The following is a 19,914-nucleotide window of genomic DNA, read 5'->3' on the forward strand; positions in this document are numbered from 1 at the left end:
CATGACGGAAACCTCAGTGGATTTTGATCTGCCAGGCGGGCTGGATCTGCGCGGCGCGCCAGGTCGGATACAACGCGGCCGCCACCGTGGCGGACACCGCGACCAGCACGGTTAGCGTGATCAGCGAAATGTCGGCATGCACCAGGCGCGCGATGTTAGGCGCGAAAAGGTGTTCGGCGCCCAGCACACCCAACAGCGTCAGCACGACACCGAGCAGGCCGCCGAATAGCCCCACCGTCACTGCCTCAGCCAGGAACTGTCGGTAGATGGCGGCCCGCGATGCGCCGAGTGCGCGACGCACGCCGATTTCCGGAGCGCGCCGCATGAAGCGCGCCAGCATCAGCCCGACCACGTTCACAAGCACGATCACGAGGAAGCTGCCGGAAACCAGCATCGACAGGCTCGACACCCTGGGCGTGCCCAACTGGTACGACAGCCAGTCCGTCAGGTTGCGCAGGCGGACGTTGGGCGCCCATGCGAAGCGCCCGAGGCGTTGTTGCTCGGCGGCGTAGTTGTGTAAGAACTCCCGGTAGTGGACGACCTCAGCAGGGGTATCGAGCTGCACCCAGGCATCGATGCGGTCGCATTCGCTGTGCAGGTAGGCGTCCCAGTGCACGGTGTCCGATTGCCATGATGCCGTCGGGCAGAACACGAACTTACTGTCCTTCTTCATGTCGGTGGCGCGAGTGAATGGGACGTAGATATCTCCCGCATCATCGAAGCTGTAGGCCGTGGTTCCATGACTGCCGATGTCAAAGAACCGTGGCCGCGGGTTCCAGTCTTTGAGCACGCCGATAATCCTGAACAATTGGCCATCCAGTCGGATCTCCCGCCCTATACTGCTCCGTCCACTAAACAGCATCTCGTTCAAGTGCTGGCTGATCACGGCCACCGTGGCGTGCCGCGCATCATCATCGGCCGTCCAGCCGCTGCCAAAGAGAAACGGCACATCGAACATCGGGAAGAAATCGGCGGTCGCCGCGTTGCCATTGAGCGACATGGCCTGCGTGGGGCGATCAGCCGGGTTCAACTGCCAGGTCGAGGCAAAGAGGATCGTCTGGCGCTTCGCCTCGTGTGCCTTCCATAACGCCATGGCGTCGTTGTAGCTGAGTCCCGCACGTGGATCCCCGTCCCAGTTGTAGGACGGGCCCACATTGTCGACCTGAGGCACGAAAAGCTGGGAAGATTTGGTGGGGACTGGGTTGCCCGTGGTCACACGAAACACGGCATAGGACACCATGCAAGCCGCCACTCCGAAAGCCAGCAACATGATGACCAGTGCCGTCAATGCCTTGTTCCGGCCGCTGCTCCGTAGTGCAAGGCCGAAGTAATAACCCCACATATGATCTCCCATCATGTCCCATAAGCACCGAGAAACGGGCCTTGTCAGGGCTGCCCTTCCGAGGGTGATCATTCGGATGCCCCACGCGCGCGTTCCTTATTGCGGCGGCTTTCCCCAGCGCGGCTAGACGTTACTTCTTATAAGGCGGAATCTCAAGGAGTCGGCCAGTGCGATTCGAGAGACTCATAATTAAAGGGGAGGGGGAGGGGAGCGACTAATGTTGATTGCAAACGGCTGCTTTCGACCCGGAGAAAACATGAACTGATGGCGGACCCAATGGATACACAGTTTCATCAACGTTGTGGGGACTGCGTGGTTGGTTACCATGCGCCGTTCGAAAGGTTTGAGCGCATAGCTGTCATCGAAACCGGTCCCTCCTTTTTGATGCGCTGTCGTACTTGCGGCTCGCTTTGGGACGAAGCGCTTCACGACGCCAAGCTGCTGAGTCAAGCGGACTACGATCACCACATGCACGTGGTTAGCGAACAGTGACCGCCAACGAAGGAGCGTGCGTCGCGCATTTCAGCATTCTATAAGATCGTGCCCAGGCGCCTGTGGAATGCGGCCTCGAAATAGGTGACATGGTTTGGTGGGCCGGCAGGGAGAAATGCGCGCCGCGAAGCCGTTAGCGCTGTGGCAGCAATCCGGGAACATGACATGGTTAGGGGCGCCGGCATGCGAGGGTACGGGCCTGCAGCGTGTCAGCCGGATAAGTTCAATAACTTCGCATAATGTATATTATGTCAAATTTGACGAAACGGCTATGGCGGCACATTTCTCGCTTGCTTGTTGTCGGCTACCTCTCTTTGGTGACACATTGCCGGTAAACCGTGTCATCCCGCCTTATTACGTCACGTTCAATCTTATCGACAACGCTAAGCCGATGATTCTATGCATGTTCGAATGTAAGGCACTAGCGCCGAGATGGGACGTCAATTAGTACTCCAGCATGCTGCTGGGCAGGAAATCGGGTCCGGGCGCCAATTAGCGTCACAACCTCGCAGGATCACAAGCTGGTCGGCTGGACGGCTGTCGGCGCACGCCCACCATCACATTCATTAACGACGTCGTCATTCCTTTCAAGCGACATGGTTAACGACACCGGCGAGGCCACGGCCGCGGATACCCTAGGGTGTCCTACGGCTTTCTCGGCGCACGCGCTGCCATCTTCCGGCTGCGTTTTGCAGCTGCGTCGGCTACAACGACGCCCTTTGCTTTTGAACGTTGTGGCGCGGCAGTCCGGCCTTTGGCCAGCGACTTCTCTAGCGCGGAAGCAATGCCCTTGGAACGAGCCACCTCGTTATCTGCCCTGCGCAATTGATCGCGTAATAGGTCACGCTCCGTCTGAATCGTAACAAGTGCGCTCTGATGCGCTCGTTCTAAGGTTTCGAAACGGTGTTGCCACTGCCTGGCGTCTAGTCGAGCGCGATCGATCTCTTGGTGCGCTCGATCTTCGACGTTCCGTATATAGGTTTCTTTCTGCTCACGATCCCTTCGAAGTTCGCCATCTCGTTCGTCGAGTATCACGCGAAGTTCCTTGATTTCCAGGGCTTGCTGATCGCTAACAGCTTGAAGACGGTCACGTTGCCGCACAAGGTCGGCACGGAGCGCCTGGTTGTCCTGTAGCTGAGTGTCGAGCGCCGCACGGGCGCGCTCGGCCAGCTCCAGAGCAGCCTTAGCCTTGGCGGTTTCGGCGTCGGCTGCCTGCAAACGGGTCTCCCAGCCCTCCTTCTCTCGAACCAACTCGGCGCGCGCCGATTCCAATGCGGTGCCTTCGTTCGTGAGCCGGGCTGTGACTTCACGGTCGGCATGGTCAACGGCTAACCGCCATAGCTCGACCATCGCCTGCCCTACTGAACCCGGAACGTCCGGAAGGGCGCACATCTCGCGTAACCGCTCGCCGAGCCTGTTCCGCCACGCATCGAGCATGCGCGTGACGGTGTTCGGCGAACCTGTACCAAGCGCGGCGCGAATCTTTTCGACCGTCGGATTCTCGCCCGCGCCTAGGATCGCATCCGCGGCCGCGTTGACCTGCTCTTGGGTGATACCAGTACGCATGGAATGGTCTCCTCGATCGACGCCCTGCCCGCTTGGATTTGTACTCGCGATAAGTGATGATTATCGTGGGTAGCGACTCTACTTCGTAGTATACATTACATAGTATGAAAGATAATTCCATCATTCCGACCCTCGCCCATCCGGCCTCCAGCTTGGCGTTGCCGATCCAGCTGGCGCAGCAAGCCGCCGATGCTGTGCGCGAACTGCTTGCCGAGGCGGCCGCCGCCAACACCACGCGCAGTTATGCCAGTGCCCTGCGCTACTGGGCCGGTTGGCACGCGGCGCGCTATGGCATTGACATCACGCTGCCGGTGCCCGAAGCCACGGTGCTTCAGTTCGTGGTCGACCACGTCGTGCGCCGGTCGGCCGAAGGTGAACTGGCGTGGGAGCTGCCGCCGGCCGTCGATCAGACGTTGGTCGCTGCGGAACTCAAAGCGAAGCTAGGCCCTTGGACGCTGGCGACGGTTCGGCATCGGGTCGCCGTCCTGTCCACCGCACACAGGCTCAAGCACCTGACCAATCCGTGCGAACAGCCCGCGATCCGTACGGTGCTGAGCCGCGCGGCGCGCGCCGCGGTCAAGCGCGGTGAACGGCCGCGCAAGAAGACCGCGATCACCCTGGTCGAGCTGGAGGCCATGCTGGCCACTTGCGATGACAGCCTCGAGGGCCTGCGTGACCGCGCCCTACTCTGCTTCGCGTTCGCCAGTGGTGGCCGACGGCGCAGTGAGGTCGCGGCCGCTGACCTGCGCGACCTGCGCCGGATCGGCCCGCAGGGCTTTATCTACCGCCTGGAGCACAGCAAGACCCAGCAGGCCGGCGTGACTGCGACGTCGACGCCGGACAAGCCGGTTCTGGATCGGGCGGCGCAGGCACTGGAGGCGTGGCTAGCAGCAACCGGGATTACCGAGGGGGCGATTTTTCGCAGGCTATGGAAGCAGCGCGTAGGGCCCGCCCTTTCTCCGGCCGCTGTCGGTGAGATCGTCCAACGGAGGGCGCGCCTGGCAGGGCTCGTCGGGGATTTTGGCGGACACAGTCTGCGCTCGGGGTTTGTAACCGAAGCCAGTCGCCAGGGGGTGTCGCTGCCGGCGATCATGCAAATGACCGAACACCGGGCGGTGTCGAGCGTTGTGGGCTACTTTCAAGCGGGGGGCGCGACGGACAATCCAGCTGCCCGTCTTCTTGAAGACTGAGCATCGCCATGGAGTTCGCCGGCGGCACAGAAGCGGCTAGATCGTGCTGCCTATTCGACCCACTTTGTGGCCGACCACACACAGACGATGGCGATGCCAGCCAGCACCAACGGGAAGACGATATCGAGAATGATGGAGATCGCTCGGAGCTTTCGTGTCTTCAGGATTGCACGGATTGCAAATGTCACTTTTTCCCGGAAGAGTTCCGTCCGCCCGTGGACGATCTTCATCAGCTCGAACTGCTCGTTCACAAGCTTCTGAAATCGGTCCGAACCGTCTGGTTCGCGCTTCAATTGCTCCGTTTCCTTCCAGATCTCATCGATTCTCGCGGTCACGCTGTCCTGGGTATGAAATTCATTTGTGGCACGGTCTACATACGGGCGTAGCTGACCAGCGAGAACTCGGATCTTCTCGCGATAAACAAACGTGTCGACCCAAGCCGAAGCCCCGAAAGTTACCGCGCAATATGCAGTCGCGACAATTTCAAAGAAGGATATCCACGACACCTTGCTCGTCACGAGAACGGCCGGCCCTATCGTCAGTTCCTTGACCGAATAAATGCCAAGGGAGGTGACAATTGACAGGAAAGACACGATAAAAAGATACTGCTGGAGCTGTATTGTCCTCGCCCTGAAGACATCAAGTTCTGCCTTGGCCCCTATCGCCGCCACGTCAAGAAAGAAGGCGCGTTCCTCGACCTCGTTTTGTTCCACTTTCATCTCTTGCCCTTGCTTGAGCTGACGGGTGCATCAGTCGTCGGCGTCAGCCTCGCGCTGGAGTTCCGCGTCGTTGTCACGAAGCCACTGTTCAAGTTCAACTATGTTCGCAAGCCACGTTTGGTCATATTCCTCTTCGAACATGCCAAAAACCCAAGCCATGGCCGTAACTTGCTGGTCACCGAACCTGTGCAACCAGTGATTTTCGAAATGGGTCTCATAGCGTTCGGGCTCTGTCGTTGAGTATCCATAGAGTACGCCCGTGTAATTGGGGTGGGCCGACTCACTTAGGTCCTCGTGCAGCCCCTTAAGTTTCGGCCAGCGGCGGTCCGCGTGCTTGAGGACGGTGAGGACGTTCACTGATTCCTGTTCAGTAGTTTTGTTTCGTGACCCTAATAAGAGTTGTCCCGTCAAGAAACCGAATTCTGTCATCGAGATGCGCCCTTCAACAACCGCTGCTGTTTGCTGGTTGAGGTATGAGAGCATCGCAAGCGTCTCGACCGCGCTTCTGAGCAAGATACGCGGTCCCAAAATATGCCCGGCCTCGACTAAGGCAAGCATTTGGACGCCCAGGTCGTGCATTCGCCACAAAAAAGCCTCTCGCAACACCGTGCTTCGGAATGGCGCCTTCCACTTGTATGCGACAGGACACCGCGCGAGCAGCCCCGCAACAGGTATCTCGACGCACCTCGAAATACCCCAGCGCTCGACTGTTGAGCGAAGTTCAGTGACCAGCTCGCCTTTCTCCGCACTGTCCATGACACACCTCGTTATTCGTCTGCCTAAATCCACGCGAGTGTGCCTTGCTGACGTGGTGCAAGCCATAGGCCGGTCTGTTTCGGTTTCCTAAACAATGTCTCCTTGCGGCCAGCAGCAGACGTTCAACGTTTCGCTTAAGCAGCCTCCTGAGGGCAAACCCGCCTAAAGGAGCGGCTAGACCTCAGCCGGGGCGCCTGGATGATCGTTCCAATCGCAGATGCCGCAGCTCGAGAAGTAGTCGCCATCTGGCGGTATCGCACCATCAAAGTGAGTGCGGATGTCGCGGGACTTGCAGACCGGGCACCGGCCAATCCGGTCTGCGCGCTCTGCCTCCAGGATCTGAATGTAATGGCCGATGATGGTCTGGCAGGAGTGAAGAGCAATGGACGAGGCAGTGCGAGTTGCGCTTCGGGCGTGCGTGAGCCAGCTCGTGAGCTGCCAAGTCTCTTTCGCCGTGTTCTTTAGATGCTGCCGAAGGTCCCTGTTGCTGCCTCCAGGGCACAGCTGATTCATCAGTAACTCGCACCAAGCGATGAAGTTTGCATCTTGTGGTTTATCGATGCTTTCGTCGATCGTCACCCGTCTGCGCACGGCCGTTATGAGCGAGATGAGGCTCTCGCGAAGAAGCATGCCGACAGCTTGAAAGTCTTCAACTTCTACTGCAGCGTCATGGCGTTCCTCGGCTTGATCGGCTCGCCGGAGAACCTCGTCGAATGGGTTCGGATCCTGTGGGTCAATGCGGTCAGGCTTGCTACGGAGGCGAGCCATCAGTCCTATATGAAACGAGATCGTGTAGTCGAGGCTTGGGAAGTACTTCTGCGAGTAGAGGTTGGTGAGATTGGTGATGACCCACCAGCGATCCTTGTCGGTCGTTACGTCCCAGATGTCGTATGCATCGCCTAGAACGATTTCGCGCTTCACTCGCTCGACGTGTAGCACGGTCTCGTCTCGAGCTTGTCCCTCGACGTAATTAGCAATGTCTTGCTCCGAATGCGGATCACGATCTACGCTGTACCGTCCGAGCTCACTCGGTGGCACCGGATGATCATGAACTACACATTCGTCCGTGGATTTATCCGGGTCAGTAGAGGACATGCTTCTGAGTCCTAACGCTGGGGTTAAGCAACGGCGTAGCCGTTCGCTTGAACGAACTGTTATGCGTTACCGGTAACCACGATAACACGGGCTAATCGCTCGGCACTTTGGTCTGACGACCATCACAAGACGCGGCTCCACCGGTCAACACTACGCTTCCGTGAGCAATGTCGAGCCCCGTACAGCGAAGCCGGCCGCGTCGATCTCGAAGGGGGTGCCCGCTTGCAGCGCTGCATCCACACCGCGCTTCCACTCCGCCATGCGTTCTTCGGGGACGGACAGGCGAAACGGAACGGTCTCGAGGGCCTCGATGCGAAACCGGGTAACGCCGCCTTGGTGGCTGCTTTCGATATGGAACCGAGGATCGAGCCGCTCCAAGGTTTCCACTGACGCAGCGTGGGCATTCTTTATCAACGACGGTAGCAAACGCTTGGTGTGCCCGGACAACGCCCCGACCAACTCTTCCTGGGCGTCCCCATGGGCTGGGGGCCGTGTGTCCAGCTCGTCGCTTGCGAGATCTTCGGCGCGGGTTTTCCACTGGCGAAGCAGCGTCGCCGGATAGGCCGCTTCGTCGCGATCGACGCGTCGAGCACAGCCACGGCACAGCCAGATGGCGTTGTCGATGGATGCGCGTTCGGCCGGTGACATCTCAGCGTCGTAGCGGGGTCCACCTTGGGCTGCAGCGTGGATGTGGGCCGCCTCCCCCAAAACAATCGTCCCGCGTCCTCCCGATTTCGGGCCGGCCGTCTTCCGGCGGCAATCCGGGTTCGAACAATGGCTTGCCACGCGTTCGCGCAGCTCGCGGATTATCGGCTTTGAAAAGTCATCCCGCGCCACAATGGGCCTCCCTGATTGGCCCCGGCGCACTGGGCGAGCACCGGTACCGCAAGGGTATCAGCACCGATCAAGGTTCTAAAAGACGACCGAAGGCGCCAGCGCCCCGTCCCCTCAATCTTCCGTGTGCTCGATAACACGGTCTAGTCAGCTACGTGTGCGGGATACATTACTTCATAGCTCCTTCTCACGCCGATCATTCTTGCGGATGCATAAGCAGTGATTTTCGAGCCTTCCTGAGTAGCGAAATGACGGTATCTTCCGTTTCTTTCCCGATACCTAGGCTGCGATTCACGTGAAGGTGGGCGAACGATCGCCTTATCGCCGATAGCTCAGCAATCAATCCCCCTTCTTGCTGCAAAAGCACGTAGTCCCTCCAAATCGTCTTCACAGCATTCGTTGCATCGTCCAGTGCTTTCCTAACGTTAGCCGGAACGCTATCAGCCCGGCTTAGCATGTCCCTGAGAATAATTTTTCGTTTGCGAAACTCAGTGCCGAGTCGCTGCCGCTCCTCGATCGGATCTAGACCCCATACGCAAATATCCGACTCATTAAGCCCCATAGCCTGAAGCAATCGATCGAGGGATATAACGCACAAATCGATACCGTCCACTGACAACGGGCCACAATTTCGCGACGCCACAATTTCGACACATAGACGCGTGTCTGCACAGAAGATTGCTTCTGCAAGTTGCATCGCTTTGACGCCACCAAATCGCTCAAACTCCCTTTCGTATCGTAGAAAGCAGTGATCATTGCATAGGCCATTTTCAATGAGCTGATCAGCCCAATTTGCCATGGTCGAAGCAATGTCATCGGACGATCGTGCGCCTCGCAAAACGCGTACGCGTAAGTGCGGTCGCGGGTTCGAGTAGCGTATGTAGAAATACTGAGAGGTTCTTGGCACGAGGCGGTTAAGGATCTCCATACCCTGCGCTATGATCCAGTCTTGCAAGTGCCAATCGGTGTAAAGTGCGATGTAGACCCAGTCGGCCGCCAGCGATTGCGTCCGACCGCTTTCTTCGCAACGCAAGCCTGATTTACGCGTGGGAGCGGTTTTCGTCGGAGATGGTCTCCGCCGAAGGGGTATCGTGAGCTCAGCGAAATGGAAGCCTCCGGGCCCTTTAACCCACGCGTCTCCGATGTCTGGTATGCACTCGTGCAGTAAAAGTGTTTCTCCAGGAGCTAGTCTTCGGGTCTCTGTAATTAGCTCCGAAATGTGCTCTGGATTCGTAAGGTTGAGTAGCAACCTTCGATCCCTGCTAGCGACATAAATGTCCGAAGGGACTTCCAATGCCTTCATCAATGCGAAGAGCTCTGTGGCGTCTGCTACGTTCCATTTTTCAAGCCGCCATTGCGCGGGACGGATAATTGTTCGACCTGATACAACTCGAGGAAGTCGGGGAAACATTTCAGCAAGTCCCCAGTCAAACCCACCTAATGGCCCTGACTGCCAGCCGCCAATTTCGCTGAGGAATTTCACTAGCGACGAGCCCTCGGAATAACTGAGCATGTGGAGTGCCGAAATCTCGACGATCTCCCCCGTCTGAGCCCAAATCAACGCCAATTCGTCGTTTCTCAAGCCAACATAGAGGTCATCCACACGAATCTCAGAGCCCTCGGGCCTCTCGGCCGCGCCAAGCAGAATATGGTGCGACCAGCCAAAAGGGTGCTCCATCACGTTCTGCATTTTTACACGCTTTGGACTGTAGAAAATTTCAGCTCGCAGACGTCCGCGTGGTTGCAAGTACTGTTCATCCGAAAGGCAAACCTCGCGCATTTTTTGATGATCGATGTCTCCAAGCATGGAAAGGAAGCGACCGGACATACGACAGGCCTGCCGAGTACCCGCGAGAGGTGAAAGCAAGAGACGAAATTGTCCACGGTCGATTGCTGCCTGGTCGGATGCGCATACGGTGACAGCTATATCGCAGCTGGTCGGATAGTTTGGCGTGCAACTCGCAGGATCTGAGAGGATATCGATCAGCGCGTCATCGATGTGCACGATGTGCTTCGATCTCGCTAAGCTCTCTGCCGCTAATTTCATCAGCGCAATGTCTCGCTTGGTGACTCGGCTGTTATCGGCGTTCGAGAAGATGAGCTGCGTGTGGTCACGAATGACCGTGTTGACGGGCACGTCTCGACAGATTCCATATCGATCAATGAATGCTGACACCAATTGATCATACCAATATGGTCGCACCGGCGTTGGGTTAATCCGACATAACAGATCAGCGAGTCTTGCTGCTTCGCCAGCGATTTCTCTAGATATCCGGCGACTGGAAATTGCAAGCATTCCATCTATTTTTATTGCGTCGCCACTTAGGCCTGGTGCGATTTCTCTAGCCAGGTTTCGGAGGTGCTCGATGTCTTTCGGTGAGGGTTTAGTTTCGCGTTCAAATGCACACATCGCTCGACGAAGTTTACGAATCGAAGCGACTAAGCTATTTGCGGCTGGAATACGGGATAACTCGTTGATCAAGCCTTCGTCAGCTCGCTTCGAGGCATATACTGGATAAAGGCTACTTATCAGAAACGATTTTTCAAGAAGTGTGGATATTACTGCAAGAAACCGCGTCTCCGTCAAATTCGGAAACGTCTTGGCGAGTCCGGCGTATGTAACTTTAACCGGTGACGTGCTTGATGCTGTCTTGAGTATGAAGTCTATTAGCGGGATGCGTTTGATTGAGAATGATCCAGGCTCATAAATAGAGCTTGCCTCCAGCCAAAGCCGGTCGCCAACCGTTCGAATGAGTGGATTAGGTTTGACACAAAGCTCGCGGAGAATCTCTGGCCTGCACTCGCAATGGCGCCGCACATGATCTAAAAGTTCGGCCGATAGTACTGGCCTCGGAAAGGGAGTTTCGTTCGCAAGCTTGAGATCAGTAGATTCGGACCATTCGATAACTCCGACTCCAGCGAATAGACCAAAAGGAGTCGTGCGCAGTGCCATACGCCTGACGTAGCGTTGAATTTTTCGAATTGCCCGTGCTGTCCGGGTACTGGGACGATAGGCTTCTCTCGATAATGTCGGGCTAGCGATTTCGACAGCTGCGAGCACGCCAGGTGGGGGCTCGGAAGTAAGACACGCATCCGCATAGGCACGTGCAGCGGGTAACATTGGGCATCGGACGACGGCCCATCTGTAAGGTACGAACATAGACTCTGTCAAGACGACCCGCCTCCAGTTGGGCTGCACGAATCAGCTCAGGGCGAACATGTCGTCCCAATCTGATTCGAGACGTGGATTTACGAATCCGAGGATCACTAACAGAATGCCGGCAGTGCCTTGCAGTACGCCCTGTCGATCAACTCTCGCTCCGTTAACGCCAAAATCTCGATATCCGAACTTCGAGAACGGCTGATAGTCATCTATGAGCCTGCGCAACAGAAAGTCAGTTAGTCTTAGGCAATCCCCTGTCTCGAGCGAAAAGCGTCGCGCGATATGGAGTACTCCTGCGGTTCCATGACAAAACGTTGGACTCTCATCCCAGCCGTTCGAAAGCGTTCTAGCCTCCACTGCAGCCATGCCTTCACGTGCAAGGTCCTGCCAGTCGCGTCTACTGGCCACCTTGCCCACATGCCATAGTGCTGCACATACACCGGGAGCTCCGTAGCACCATGCCGTTCTCGAACTCGTGCTCGTGCTCGCCACTTCTAGGTTGCTCGAAGCCCCCCAGGACGCCCAGTCAAGACCAAACTTATCACGTGTAGACAGCCTCTCTAGAAACCCGACGCCGATCTCAAGCGCATCATCGATTCTGTCAATTTGGACGCCAGCGGCTTTTACCTTGCTCAACGCCACAAGAATTCCTGGAAGTCCGTGGGCGAGTCCTAAGTTCAGATCGCTGATCGAACGTTCTTCTTGCAGTAATGCTTCCGGTTGCCGCCAAAGAGGTTTGCCCGGAGACGTTACGACAAATTTGGTCAGCAGTGCGCCTACTTGTTCTAGCATCTCCAGCGAGCCACCTGCATTCGCTCTTCGCGTTAAGAATATGGCGATGCCGGAAAGGCCGGAAATGATATCCACAAGAGAGAAGCAGCATCCCTCAACGGATCGCTCGACGTGAATGCATACGCGGTCCAATTCGCTCTTGAGGGAGAGTTCGATGGAGGCTAGAAATCGTTGATATCGCCGTTGCCCACAAGACAAATAATCCGCAACAAACCCAAGGCCGCAGAGCCCGTCGAAAAGGCCGATACGAGACGAAGCGACTTCCAAGGATGCTTCCAAATACTTGTGTGCTGTCCTATCCCATCCCGAATCCGGATGAGCTTTATGTAGGACGCCGCAGGTCAACGCCAGACCCGCTCTGCCATTCGCTAGGCTTGATTGATGCGCGGCGATCAGCTCGTCCGTCGATGAATTTTCGTTTGCACTTGGCGTCGATCTAGGCGCAGCGCCCCATGCGAGCGGTAGTGAAAGTCGCTTGACTATCCGCTCTAGAGAATCCCTTCCCAAAGGTCGTCTCCCCCGTGCAGGACCGAATGCAAGATGACTTCAATGCACGCGCCTGAAGCTAGCAGGTGCTACATGTATTTCCGGAGCAAGTTCCGCCGCACGAGTTTGCGCACGTGCTTGTGTCGGCTTTACCAGGCTCGGGAGAAAACTCTGGGGACAAGGAGAAGATGAGTTCGAAGTCGAACTCATCGACTGCTTGGTCAATCAGCGAAGCGTTATTCATGGCATTCTCCCCGTGGAACACATCTACTCCTTCACCTAGTACGCCGCTTAATTCGCTATGTCAAGACACGCCGAACTTGTTGGAGCGAGCGATCCGACGTGCTGTTAACTTGGAGAAACACGTCTAAGCAAAAGACGTTCCAATCGGGCATCGATGTGAACGCTCCTTCGAAGACCGGCATATGCTATTTCGGAGGAACGCCTCAGTGGTAGCTGAAAAGCGTTGAAACTTGGTCGCGAGGCATCCCCAACCCTAAAAGCACGGAAAACGCATGACCTTCGCGGCGTCACTGCGGCACAGGCGATGCGCCACGCGAAATATCTCCTCGATCCTATCCAGTGACATATGAATTGCTTGGTTAACGAGGTGCAACGTTGTGCTTACAGGAAAGAGGCGGCGACTTTGGCGGAATGGCTCCGACTTCACCTTGTGATAAGCGAGACAAAGGAAGCGCATATGAAGTTGATGCGGGGCGGGTTGATCGCGAACGCCATCCTAACCCTGATAACCATCCCTAATCGTCCTACTCCGATGTCCTCTTCCGGCCAGACGAACGGTGAACACCGGACATACATGGTCTGCCGCGGGCGAGTATTACCAAGAGGGAACAAGCGTCACCGTGCCCCCTAAGATAGGCCACGTCACGGTTATCCACTCACGTATCAAACCGACGTTTAATGACTCGGCATCTTCTCAAGATCCGGTAACTTCCACGCCCTGTCGAAGAACGGCTTGCCAGGATCGTAGATGCGAAAACCGGCGAACCAGGCGCGACCTGGAGCGGTGAAAATCCAATTCGACTCCTGGCCTTTCGCCGCCACTGGACCAAAGTAGATGTCGACCGATCCGTCGGCGTTTCTTGTCATGGCGTCATTGTACGAATCGAGACCCACGGCGGGTGATTCGCGCACAAAGGCATTGGTCCGACTGTCGTAGGCGATGACTGACCAATACTGCTGTGCCGGGACGTTTGCGGGAACGTGAAGTTTGTAATTATTTTCACCGCTAAGAGGCTCGTGCGTGCTGTCGCTGAATGCGACTAAGTACACAATGCTTCCGCCTTCGCCTACTCGCTTGGGAAACCCGAAGGCGGCGAAGTTGGATAGGCCCCGGGCATCCACGTCGATGGCATCGGTGGTGACGTAGCTGAAGTTCGTCTTGACACCCCGCTTGTCCGGAAGCGCCCAGGCTCGATCAGGCCACCACCGTTCCCCGAAAGTCTTCATACCTTCCATGAAGACAGCCATTTGTTCTTGAGCCGCTCGCGTCAAGATGCGCCTGGTCGCATCGTTGGGCTTGAACTCCTTGCCCTTCTCGATGCCGATGCTCATAAGCATGCCCATCGCGACCAGATCTCGCTCCTGCACCGGCTCCTCTTGAATCATCCGGTTGAGGCTCACGAAGAAGCTGTCGTCGAAGCTGGGTAGACCATCGAACTTCTTGCCATGAATATCAATGAATCGCTGTTCGGGTGGGTGGGCAGCTTGCGCCAGCGGATAGACCCGTAGTTTCTTGACCAATGCCAACGCGGCTGCCGTGTCAGCGTCGCGGGTGCCTGCCCGGATCGCGCGAATCAGCGTGTAACCGTTGTAGGTCGGGAGCCTCACGGCGATGAACCCTCTCGGGACCGCTCCGCTGTAGCCTGGCGGTATTAACAGGTACCTTGCGGCCTGCCCCCTGTTCTCATCCTGCGGCCCGATACCAACCGTTGATACGTCCCATGCGTCCAAGACGGAACCGAGGAGTGCGGCGCCGGCAGGCGCGGGTACATCTATTACTATCGGCCCAGCCTTTAGGTTGAAGTTGAAATAGACGTAGTTCGTGGACGCGTTCGGAGTCGTCACCTGGAAATGCCAGTCGGCAGGTGTGGAGAAATAAAGGATGTCGTTGTATTTCGCCCCTACATCACGCAGATAGGCTTGACGCATCGCATCTGTGTTGACCAGTGGCATGCCCCAGTTGACAGCCTCAATCGCCCGCCGCTCGAGTGTGCGTTGGGTAACGTCCGGCGGTAATGGCGTTTGCATATTATCTTGTGTAGGCTGCGCCGCAGAAGACCACATGGCTAAAAGCGCTACCGCTGTGAATTGGAAGAGAGACGACAAATTCATAGCCATTCTCCTTGAGCTTCATGCTTACAACGAGAGCGACGCCGTCAGCATCGCAGGGTTGCCCTTCAGGCGATTCTTGACGTCAAACTCATGCAGCCAGCGAAAAGAGAACTCGACCTGGCCACCCTCCCATTTCTTCAAATAGGTCGCCGTCGGCCCCAACGCGACGGAACGACCCTTGAAGCCGTTCAAGGCGTCGGCAGTCGGGCCCGTGTCGTCCTCGATCTGCTTGATCCAACCACCTACGGCGCCGATACCCCACCCAGACGGAAGGCGCTTGATAAGAAGTGAGTCGATACGAAATACCGCGCCGTTCTGATAGTCCGTTGCGTAGTCCTTCGTGTAGAGGTCGACAGCGGTCGTGGTGCTCCATTCCAACGAGCCACTCTGGAACAACTGCGTGTAGCCAACAGTGGGCGAGTAGGTCCAATTGTGAAGCGTGAGGTTTGCTAGCTGCCCCTCCTTGTACTCCCCAGTCGGCGCGTAGACATAGAGAGCCAGCGAGATATGCCGCGTTTCGCTGAAGTGGTGGCTCGCGATGACCGGCGCAAAGGCCATGTCGAACAGGCCGGTATTGCTATCTCGGACGCTTCCACTGAAGCGGCCGATACGCGCATCGACACTGAGGTGTCCATTGGCGAACGGCAACGTCACCATGGATGCGTAGTTCCACGACGAAGGTTTGGTCTTCCAGATGTACAGCGCGGTGAACGAGAGCAGCTGGAACTGTCCTTCAAGCCCAAGCGATGTGCCGCCACCAGTCAGCGGCACCTGGCGCGAGGCACCGATCTTCCCATCGTAGTAAGCGTAGGCAGTGGCCCAGATCCATCCCGGCGTGGGCGGGATCAGCCCCGCGTATGACGATGCCTGGAGGCCTGTGATGGGGCGTCCCATGCCGCCCTCGGAGGCATAGGCCGCCGTTGCCGCCGTCAGGGCCAGAAGTGCCGGAACTAACGCGACCCGTTTCATAACGCCTCGTCTCGCAAGGCCCCAAGGTTAGCGAGCATGAGTGCTCTTGGGACTTCGTGAAAGCGTAGTTTCACAAGACCAGAAGTGCGTAGAACTACTACCCATTCCGGCGTGGAACCGCGGATGACGACGGGGAAATTCCGTCCGATACTGCATATGCGGAGTGGCCATTGGCGCCTTGTGCGGTGGTCTCACATACCCGGCCGGCGACGAGGAGAACGCGCTTTATTGGGAGCACAACTACTACAACGATGTCCGCTATCGGGTGGCATCCGAGGGCGTGATCCCGGCCGGGCACCACGTGCTGTTGGCCGAGATTGAAGTCGACGAAGAAGGAAAGTTCGGCACCGGCGGGACCGTGACACTTCGGGTGGATAACGTCACCGTCGGCACCGGGAGGTTTGAACAGCATGTTGCCGGCTACTTCACTGTCAACGAGACCTTCGACGCGCGCCGCGTTTGCTAGTGCCCTTGCGTAGGGGCAGTCCCGTTCTTTGAACGGGGGCGCTGCAAAAATCATGGGCCAGTGGATGATGTGTCTTCAGCGAGAAGCCGGTCGATGATGGGACGAAGCGCCGCAGTTACCTTGGCGAGGGCCTGATTCAGTTCTCCCGTGCCTGCCCCCGCCATGCACGCTTTCTCCAATTGAGCGGCCAGTTCCGCTACTTTCAATGCACCGATGTTTCCTGCCGCGCCTCTTAACGTATGAGCCACTCGCGAGGCGGCGCTGGCGTCGGTACTTTGCCTGGCCGTGGCAAATGCTTCATCGAATTGGGCATAGTTCTGGCGAAACAGGTCCAGCAAGCGACGATACAGCGGTGCCATGTTCCCGCAGGTTGCCAGTCCGGCACGTTGATCGACACCCGGAAGCTCAGGTAGTGGCACTGATGAGGTGCGGGGTGCGGGCATCGACGCTGCTCTAGGCTTGGGCCTCACCCAGCGTCGTATCGTCGAGAACATGGCATCCACATTCAGTGGTTTGGCAATGTGATCGTTCATGCCGGCCGCGATAGCCCGTTTACGGTCTCCCACCATGGCGTCTGCCGTCATAGCGATGATGGGAAGCTTTGTCAGGCCCATCCGGTTGCGAATCAGTCCGGCGGCGGTATAGCCATCCATGATGGGCATCTGGCCATCCATCAGGATGCCGTCGAAGCGTTGATCATGTGCCAACAGATCCAGTGCCTCCTGGCCGTTGCACGCCAGTGCTACCTTCATCCCGGCCTGATGGAGCAGTTCCACAGCGAGCTCCCGATTCAACTCGTTGTCTTCCACAAGCAATATGCGGCAGCCGGCGAGCGTAGCCCCCCGTTGCTCATTCGTATCCTGGGAGTCCTTCTGGGCCTGGAGGCTGTCGGCGGCAGCTACGCCGAACGACGCATGGAAATGAAAAGTGGAACCGCCGCCCGGCTCGCTTTCGACCCAGATCCGTCCGCCCATCAATGTGACCAGCCGACGGGAGATGGCCAGGCCCAGGCCCGTGCCACCGAACCGCCTGGTGGTGGAAGAGTCCGCCTGGACGAATGACTCGAACACCCGGTGGCATTGATCGGCACTCATGCCGATGCCGGTGTCCTTTACCCAGAAGTGCAGTTCAGCGCTTTCCTTCTGAATGGACACCGGGTCCACGCCGACCACGACCGAACCCTGCTCTGTGAATTTGACGGCATTGTTGGTGAGATTGAGCAATATCTGCCCCAATCGGAGCGGATCTCCCACCAGCATGGGGGGTATGTCTGACGCCGGGTAGAACGAGAGCTCCAGGTTTTTTTCTTCTAGCTTGAGTACGACCATGCTGGCCAGCTGGTCCAATACGTCGTCGAGGCGGAAATCCACGCTCTCCATGCGCATATGACCAGCTTCGATTTTGGAGAAATCGAGGATGTCGTTGATGATGCCTAGCAGGTTGCCTGCCGATCGATGGATTTTCTCTAGATAGTCCCGCTGCTTCGGTTCCGGATTGGCTCGCAGGGCCAGATGGCTCATCCCGATGATGGCATTCATGGGCGTACGGATTTCGTGGCTCATGTTGGCTAGGAAATCGCTCTTCGCCTGAGTGGCTTCCTGGGCGATATCCCTGGAACGCTGCGTGGCGGTCTCGGCGGCTTTTCGCTCCGTCATGTCCAGCATCCAACCCAGCACGCCCGCCTCTCCGTCATAGTTGATCGGCAGATAGGTCACCAGCATGTCTCGTTGCAGGCGATCACGGCTGTACATGCGCACCTCGCGGTCTGTAACCGCGCCACCAGCGCTCAAGCTCTCCCATACCTTCTCGCGTTCACCCGGATCGACATACATGCGAGCAGTGGATTCCCCCGGTCCGATGCCGAAAGCATCGACGAACGTCGGGTTGGCAAACCGGATGCGTCCCTTGGTTGCGACCGCGATGGCGATGGGGCTGCTGTCCAGAATGTACTGCAATCGCTCTTCGCTCCTGACGATGACGGCTTCCATGGCACGACGCTCGCTGATGTCGCGTACCGAGGCACACACGCATCGTCCCCTGCCCTCGATATCGGGAAGGAAGGAAAGGCCAATTTCCACGGAGAAGCTCGTGCCATCCTTGCGCATGCCGTGCAAGTCGATGTTGGCTCCTCCCATCTGGCGGCTGATCCCCTGCACGAAGAATTGTTCGCGAAGATCGCTGTGCTTGTGGCCCGACGTGGGTGAAATCAGTCGCTCGATCCGCACGCCGATCAACTCCCCGCTTTCATAACCGAATATCGTTTCCAGCTTTGGGTTCACGAGCATGATCTGCCCATCTTGGTCGGCGATGAGAATGCCGTCCGGAGCGCAATCGATGATGCCCCGGTACCACGCCTTCGCCGCCGCCATGGTCTGTTGCTGGCCCTCCAGCTCAAGCGTCTTAGCCTTCAGGTCTGCCGCCTGCCGCGCCGTCAACTCCGCCTGGCTGCGTGTTTCGTCCAAGAGCTGGCGGGTACACACAGATCGTTCCAGGATTTCCACATTCATAGCCAGCAAGGGCATCAGTTCGTCGAGCAGTTGGCGCTGCCTTGCGTGGAAGGGCGACACCGCTGCGATCTCGACAACGCCGTAAAGCCGTCCGCTTCGTATCACCGGCAAACTCGTGAACTCCACCGGCGTTCCTCCGCCCGCGGGGCTGGTGTGCATTCGAGGTTGACCCGATTGGGGGTCGTGCAAACAGAAAGAACCCTGGACGATATCAAGAAGCGGGGCAATAACGGCGAAGAAGCGCGCTGCCAGATCGTCGAAGTCGTTGGCCGATTGAAGCGAACCCGTGATCGATGCCACGTGGGTCTTTACCCAGCGCTGGTCCGCCAGCTGTTTGGCTTCGCCCTGCAGAGCAACGATGCTGCGCGCCAGTGAGCCGACTTCGTTCGGGTACCCGGTATACGGCACAACGGTATCGAGTTGCCCCGAACTCAATTTGTCCAGCGCTTGCCGCAAGCCCTCCGCAGGGCGACGGATGGAACGGCTGATCAGCCAGCCGAACAGAATGCCGCCCCCGACGCCGAGTGCGAGCAGCCAGACCGTGAGTTGTACCCCTCGACGAAAGCGCTCACCGGCTTCGCGCACCTCTGCGTCGGCTCCGTTACGCTTCATTTCCTCGACGTGCGCGAGGGTCGCGTTGACCGTGGCATCGCTTTGTCGAAATGTTGCCGACGTGAGCAGTTCGGCCGCGGCGGCCTGCCCGTCACTCTGGACGGTGCTCGTGATGAGATCGACCTGCCGCTTGTAGTTGGTGAAGGCCCGTTGGAAGTCTGCGATACCCTGTAAAATCTGATCGCGATAGATGCGCGACCTGGCCTGCTCGATCTGCTGGATCATGAGCGCTTCAGAGCCGGCGAGCCGCCGCAATGCTACGGCCCGATCGTCCGCGCGGACGACCAACACGGCCTCCCTGAGGTTTTGACCGATATCGCCCAGAGCGGCTCTCGCTGCTTCGATATGGACAAGACCCAACATGTCCTTCTCATACAGCCTGTCGATCTGATTTGTCTGCAGTCGCTGCACACCGACGCTGTACACGCCGAGTAGCACCGCGAGCAGAAGAATGCCGCCGAAGCCGAACTGGAGCCGGCGGCGTAAAGGTAAACGTTCCAACCGCTCGAACAGGGCATTCATACAAACTAAGCCCTTGCCTGGTTTTGGTTTTCAGACCCTGGACGGCCC

Annotated in this window: 13 protein-coding genes; 2 read left to right on the forward strand and 11 right to left on the reverse strand. The window is 57.6% G+C overall.

Annotation, left to right across the window (positions count from 1 at the left end):
- Nucleotides 1-13 precede the first annotated feature (13 nt).
- Together C8J98_RS05210 and C8J98_RS05220 are read right to left on the reverse strand one after the other, a co-directional pair.
- A complete protein-coding gene (locus tag C8J98_RS05210) occupies nucleotides 14-1,342 on the reverse strand; it encodes an ABC transporter permease (RefSeq protein WP_107911596.1) in 1,329 nt (442 codons plus the stop codon).
- Between the two features lie 1,137 nt (nucleotides 1,343-2,479).
- Nucleotides 2,480-3,400: a DNA-binding protein gene (locus C8J98_RS05220; RefSeq protein ID WP_107911600.1), complete on the reverse strand. Its 921-nt coding sequence runs from the start codon at nucleotides 3,398-3,400 to the stop codon at nucleotides 2,480-2,482.
- Between the two features lie 104 nt (nucleotides 3,401-3,504).
- Here C8J98_RS05220 and C8J98_RS05225 point away from each other — a divergent pair, with 104 nt between their 5' ends.
- Complete coding sequence (locus tag C8J98_RS05225) at nucleotides 3,505-4,590, forward strand: site-specific integrase (RefSeq protein ID WP_107911602.1); 1,086 nt, start codon at nucleotides 3,505-3,507, stop codon at nucleotides 4,588-4,590.
- A 50-nt stretch (nucleotides 4,591-4,640) separates the two neighbouring features.
- On the opposite strand, the gene C8J98_RS05230 is transcribed toward C8J98_RS05225, so the two are convergent.
- The 8 genes from C8J98_RS05230 to C8J98_RS05265 form a co-directional block, all read right to left on the reverse strand.
- Nucleotides 4,641-5,309 carry a hypothetical protein gene (locus tag C8J98_RS05230; protein ID WP_107911604.1) on the reverse strand — a complete coding sequence of 223 codons (669 nt, stop codon included), beginning with the start codon at nucleotides 5,307-5,309 and terminating at the stop codon, nucleotides 4,641-4,643.
- Nucleotides 5,310-5,339: 30 nt separating this feature from the next.
- The gene (locus tag C8J98_RS05235; protein ID WP_107911606.1) at nucleotides 5,340-6,065 is read right to left on the reverse strand and encodes a hypothetical protein; all 726 of its coding nucleotides are present in this window, start codon (nucleotides 6,063-6,065) and stop codon (nucleotides 5,340-5,342) included.
- 174 nt (nucleotides 6,066-6,239) lie between these two features.
- Nucleotides 6,240-7,160 (reverse strand): gamma-glutamylcyclotransferase, encoded by a 921-nt coding sequence (locus C8J98_RS05240; RefSeq protein WP_107911608.1) that lies wholly within the window; start codon nucleotides 7,158-7,160, stop codon nucleotides 6,240-6,242.
- Nucleotides 7,161-7,310: 150 nt separating this feature from the next.
- Nucleotides 7,311-7,997: a hypothetical protein gene (locus C8J98_RS05245; RefSeq protein WP_146171542.1), complete on the reverse strand. Its 687-nt coding sequence runs from the start codon at nucleotides 7,995-7,997 to the stop codon at nucleotides 7,311-7,313.
- Nucleotides 7,998-8,190: 193 nt separating this feature from the next.
- Complete coding sequence (locus tag C8J98_RS05250) at nucleotides 8,191-11,154, reverse strand: lantibiotic dehydratase (RefSeq protein ID WP_107911611.1); 2,964 nt, start codon at nucleotides 11,152-11,154, stop codon at nucleotides 8,191-8,193.
- 42 nt (nucleotides 11,155-11,196) lie between these two features.
- Complete coding sequence (locus tag C8J98_RS05255; protein WP_107911613.1) at nucleotides 11,197-12,456, reverse strand: lanthionine synthetase C family protein; 1,260 nt, start codon at nucleotides 12,454-12,456, stop codon at nucleotides 11,197-11,199.
- Nucleotides 12,457-13,353: 897 nt separating this feature from the next.
- Nucleotides 13,354-14,790, reverse strand: coding sequence for a DUF1254 domain-containing protein (locus tag C8J98_RS05260; protein ID WP_158272605.1), 1,437 nt, complete (start codon nucleotides 14,788-14,790; stop codon nucleotides 13,354-13,356).
- 24 nt (nucleotides 14,791-14,814) lie between these two features.
- Nucleotides 14,815-15,759 (reverse strand): transporter, encoded by a 945-nt coding sequence (locus C8J98_RS05265; protein WP_107911617.1) that lies wholly within the window; start codon nucleotides 15,757-15,759, stop codon nucleotides 14,815-14,817.
- 163 nt (nucleotides 15,760-15,922) lie between these two features.
- On the opposite strand from C8J98_RS05265, the gene C8J98_RS05270 reads away from it, so the two are divergent.
- Entirely contained in the window at nucleotides 15,923-16,225 is a 303-nt protein-coding gene (locus tag C8J98_RS05270; RefSeq protein ID WP_107911619.1) for a hypothetical protein, read from the forward strand.
- Nucleotides 16,226-16,275: 50 nt separating this feature from the next.
- Here C8J98_RS05270 and C8J98_RS05275 read toward each other — a convergent pair whose 3' ends face one another.
- On the reverse strand, nucleotides 16,276-19,866 hold the full coding sequence (locus C8J98_RS05275; RefSeq protein WP_107911621.1) for an ATP-binding protein: 3,591 nt from the start codon (nucleotides 19,864-19,866) through the stop codon (nucleotides 16,276-16,278).
- Nucleotides 19,867-19,914 lie beyond the last annotated feature (48 nt).

The organism is Luteibacter sp. OK325 (assembly GCF_003050935.1).
GTDB lineage: Bacteria > Pseudomonadota > Gammaproteobacteria > Xanthomonadales > Rhodanobacteraceae > Luteibacter.

What these genes read in the sequence shown, in the direction of transcription:
- C8J98_RS05210 (WP_107911596.1), bottom strand. Translation starts at nt 1,342, where the DNA reads ATGTGGGGTTATTACTTCGGCCTTGCACTACGGAGCAGCGGCCGGAAC.
- C8J98_RS05220 (WP_107911600.1), bottom strand. Translation starts at nt 3,400, where the DNA reads ATGCGTACTGGTATCACCCAAGAGCAGGTCAACGCGGCCGCGGATGCG.
- C8J98_RS05225 (WP_107911602.1), top strand. Translation starts at nt 3,505, where the DNA reads ATGAAAGATAATTCCATCATTCCGACCCTCGCCCATCCGGCCTCCAGC.
- C8J98_RS05230 (WP_107911604.1), bottom strand. Translation starts at nt 5,309, where the DNA reads ATGAAAGTGGAACAAAACGAGGTCGAGGAACGCGCCTTCTTTCTTGAC.
- C8J98_RS05235 (WP_107911606.1), bottom strand. Translation starts at nt 6,065, where the DNA reads ATGGACAGTGCGGAGAAAGGCGAGCTGGTCACTGAACTTCGCTCAACA.
- C8J98_RS05240 (WP_107911608.1), bottom strand. Translation starts at nt 7,160, where the DNA reads ATGTCCTCTACTGACCCGGATAAATCCACGGACGAATGTGTAGTTCAT.
- C8J98_RS05250 (WP_107911611.1), bottom strand. Translation starts at nt 11,154, where the DNA reads ATGTTCGTACCTTACAGATGGGCCGTCGTCCGATGCCCAATGTTACCC.
- C8J98_RS05260 (WP_158272605.1), bottom strand. Translation starts at nt 14,790, where the DNA reads ATGAATTTGTCGTCTCTCTTCCAATTCACAGCGGTAGCGCTTTTAGCC.
- C8J98_RS05265 (WP_107911617.1), bottom strand. Translation starts at nt 15,759, where the DNA reads ATGAAACGGGTCGCGTTAGTTCCGGCACTTCTGGCCCTGACGGCGGCA.
- C8J98_RS05275 (WP_107911621.1), bottom strand. Translation starts at nt 19,866, where the DNA reads ATGAATGCCCTGTTCGAGCGGTTGGAACGTTTACCTTTACGCCGCCGG.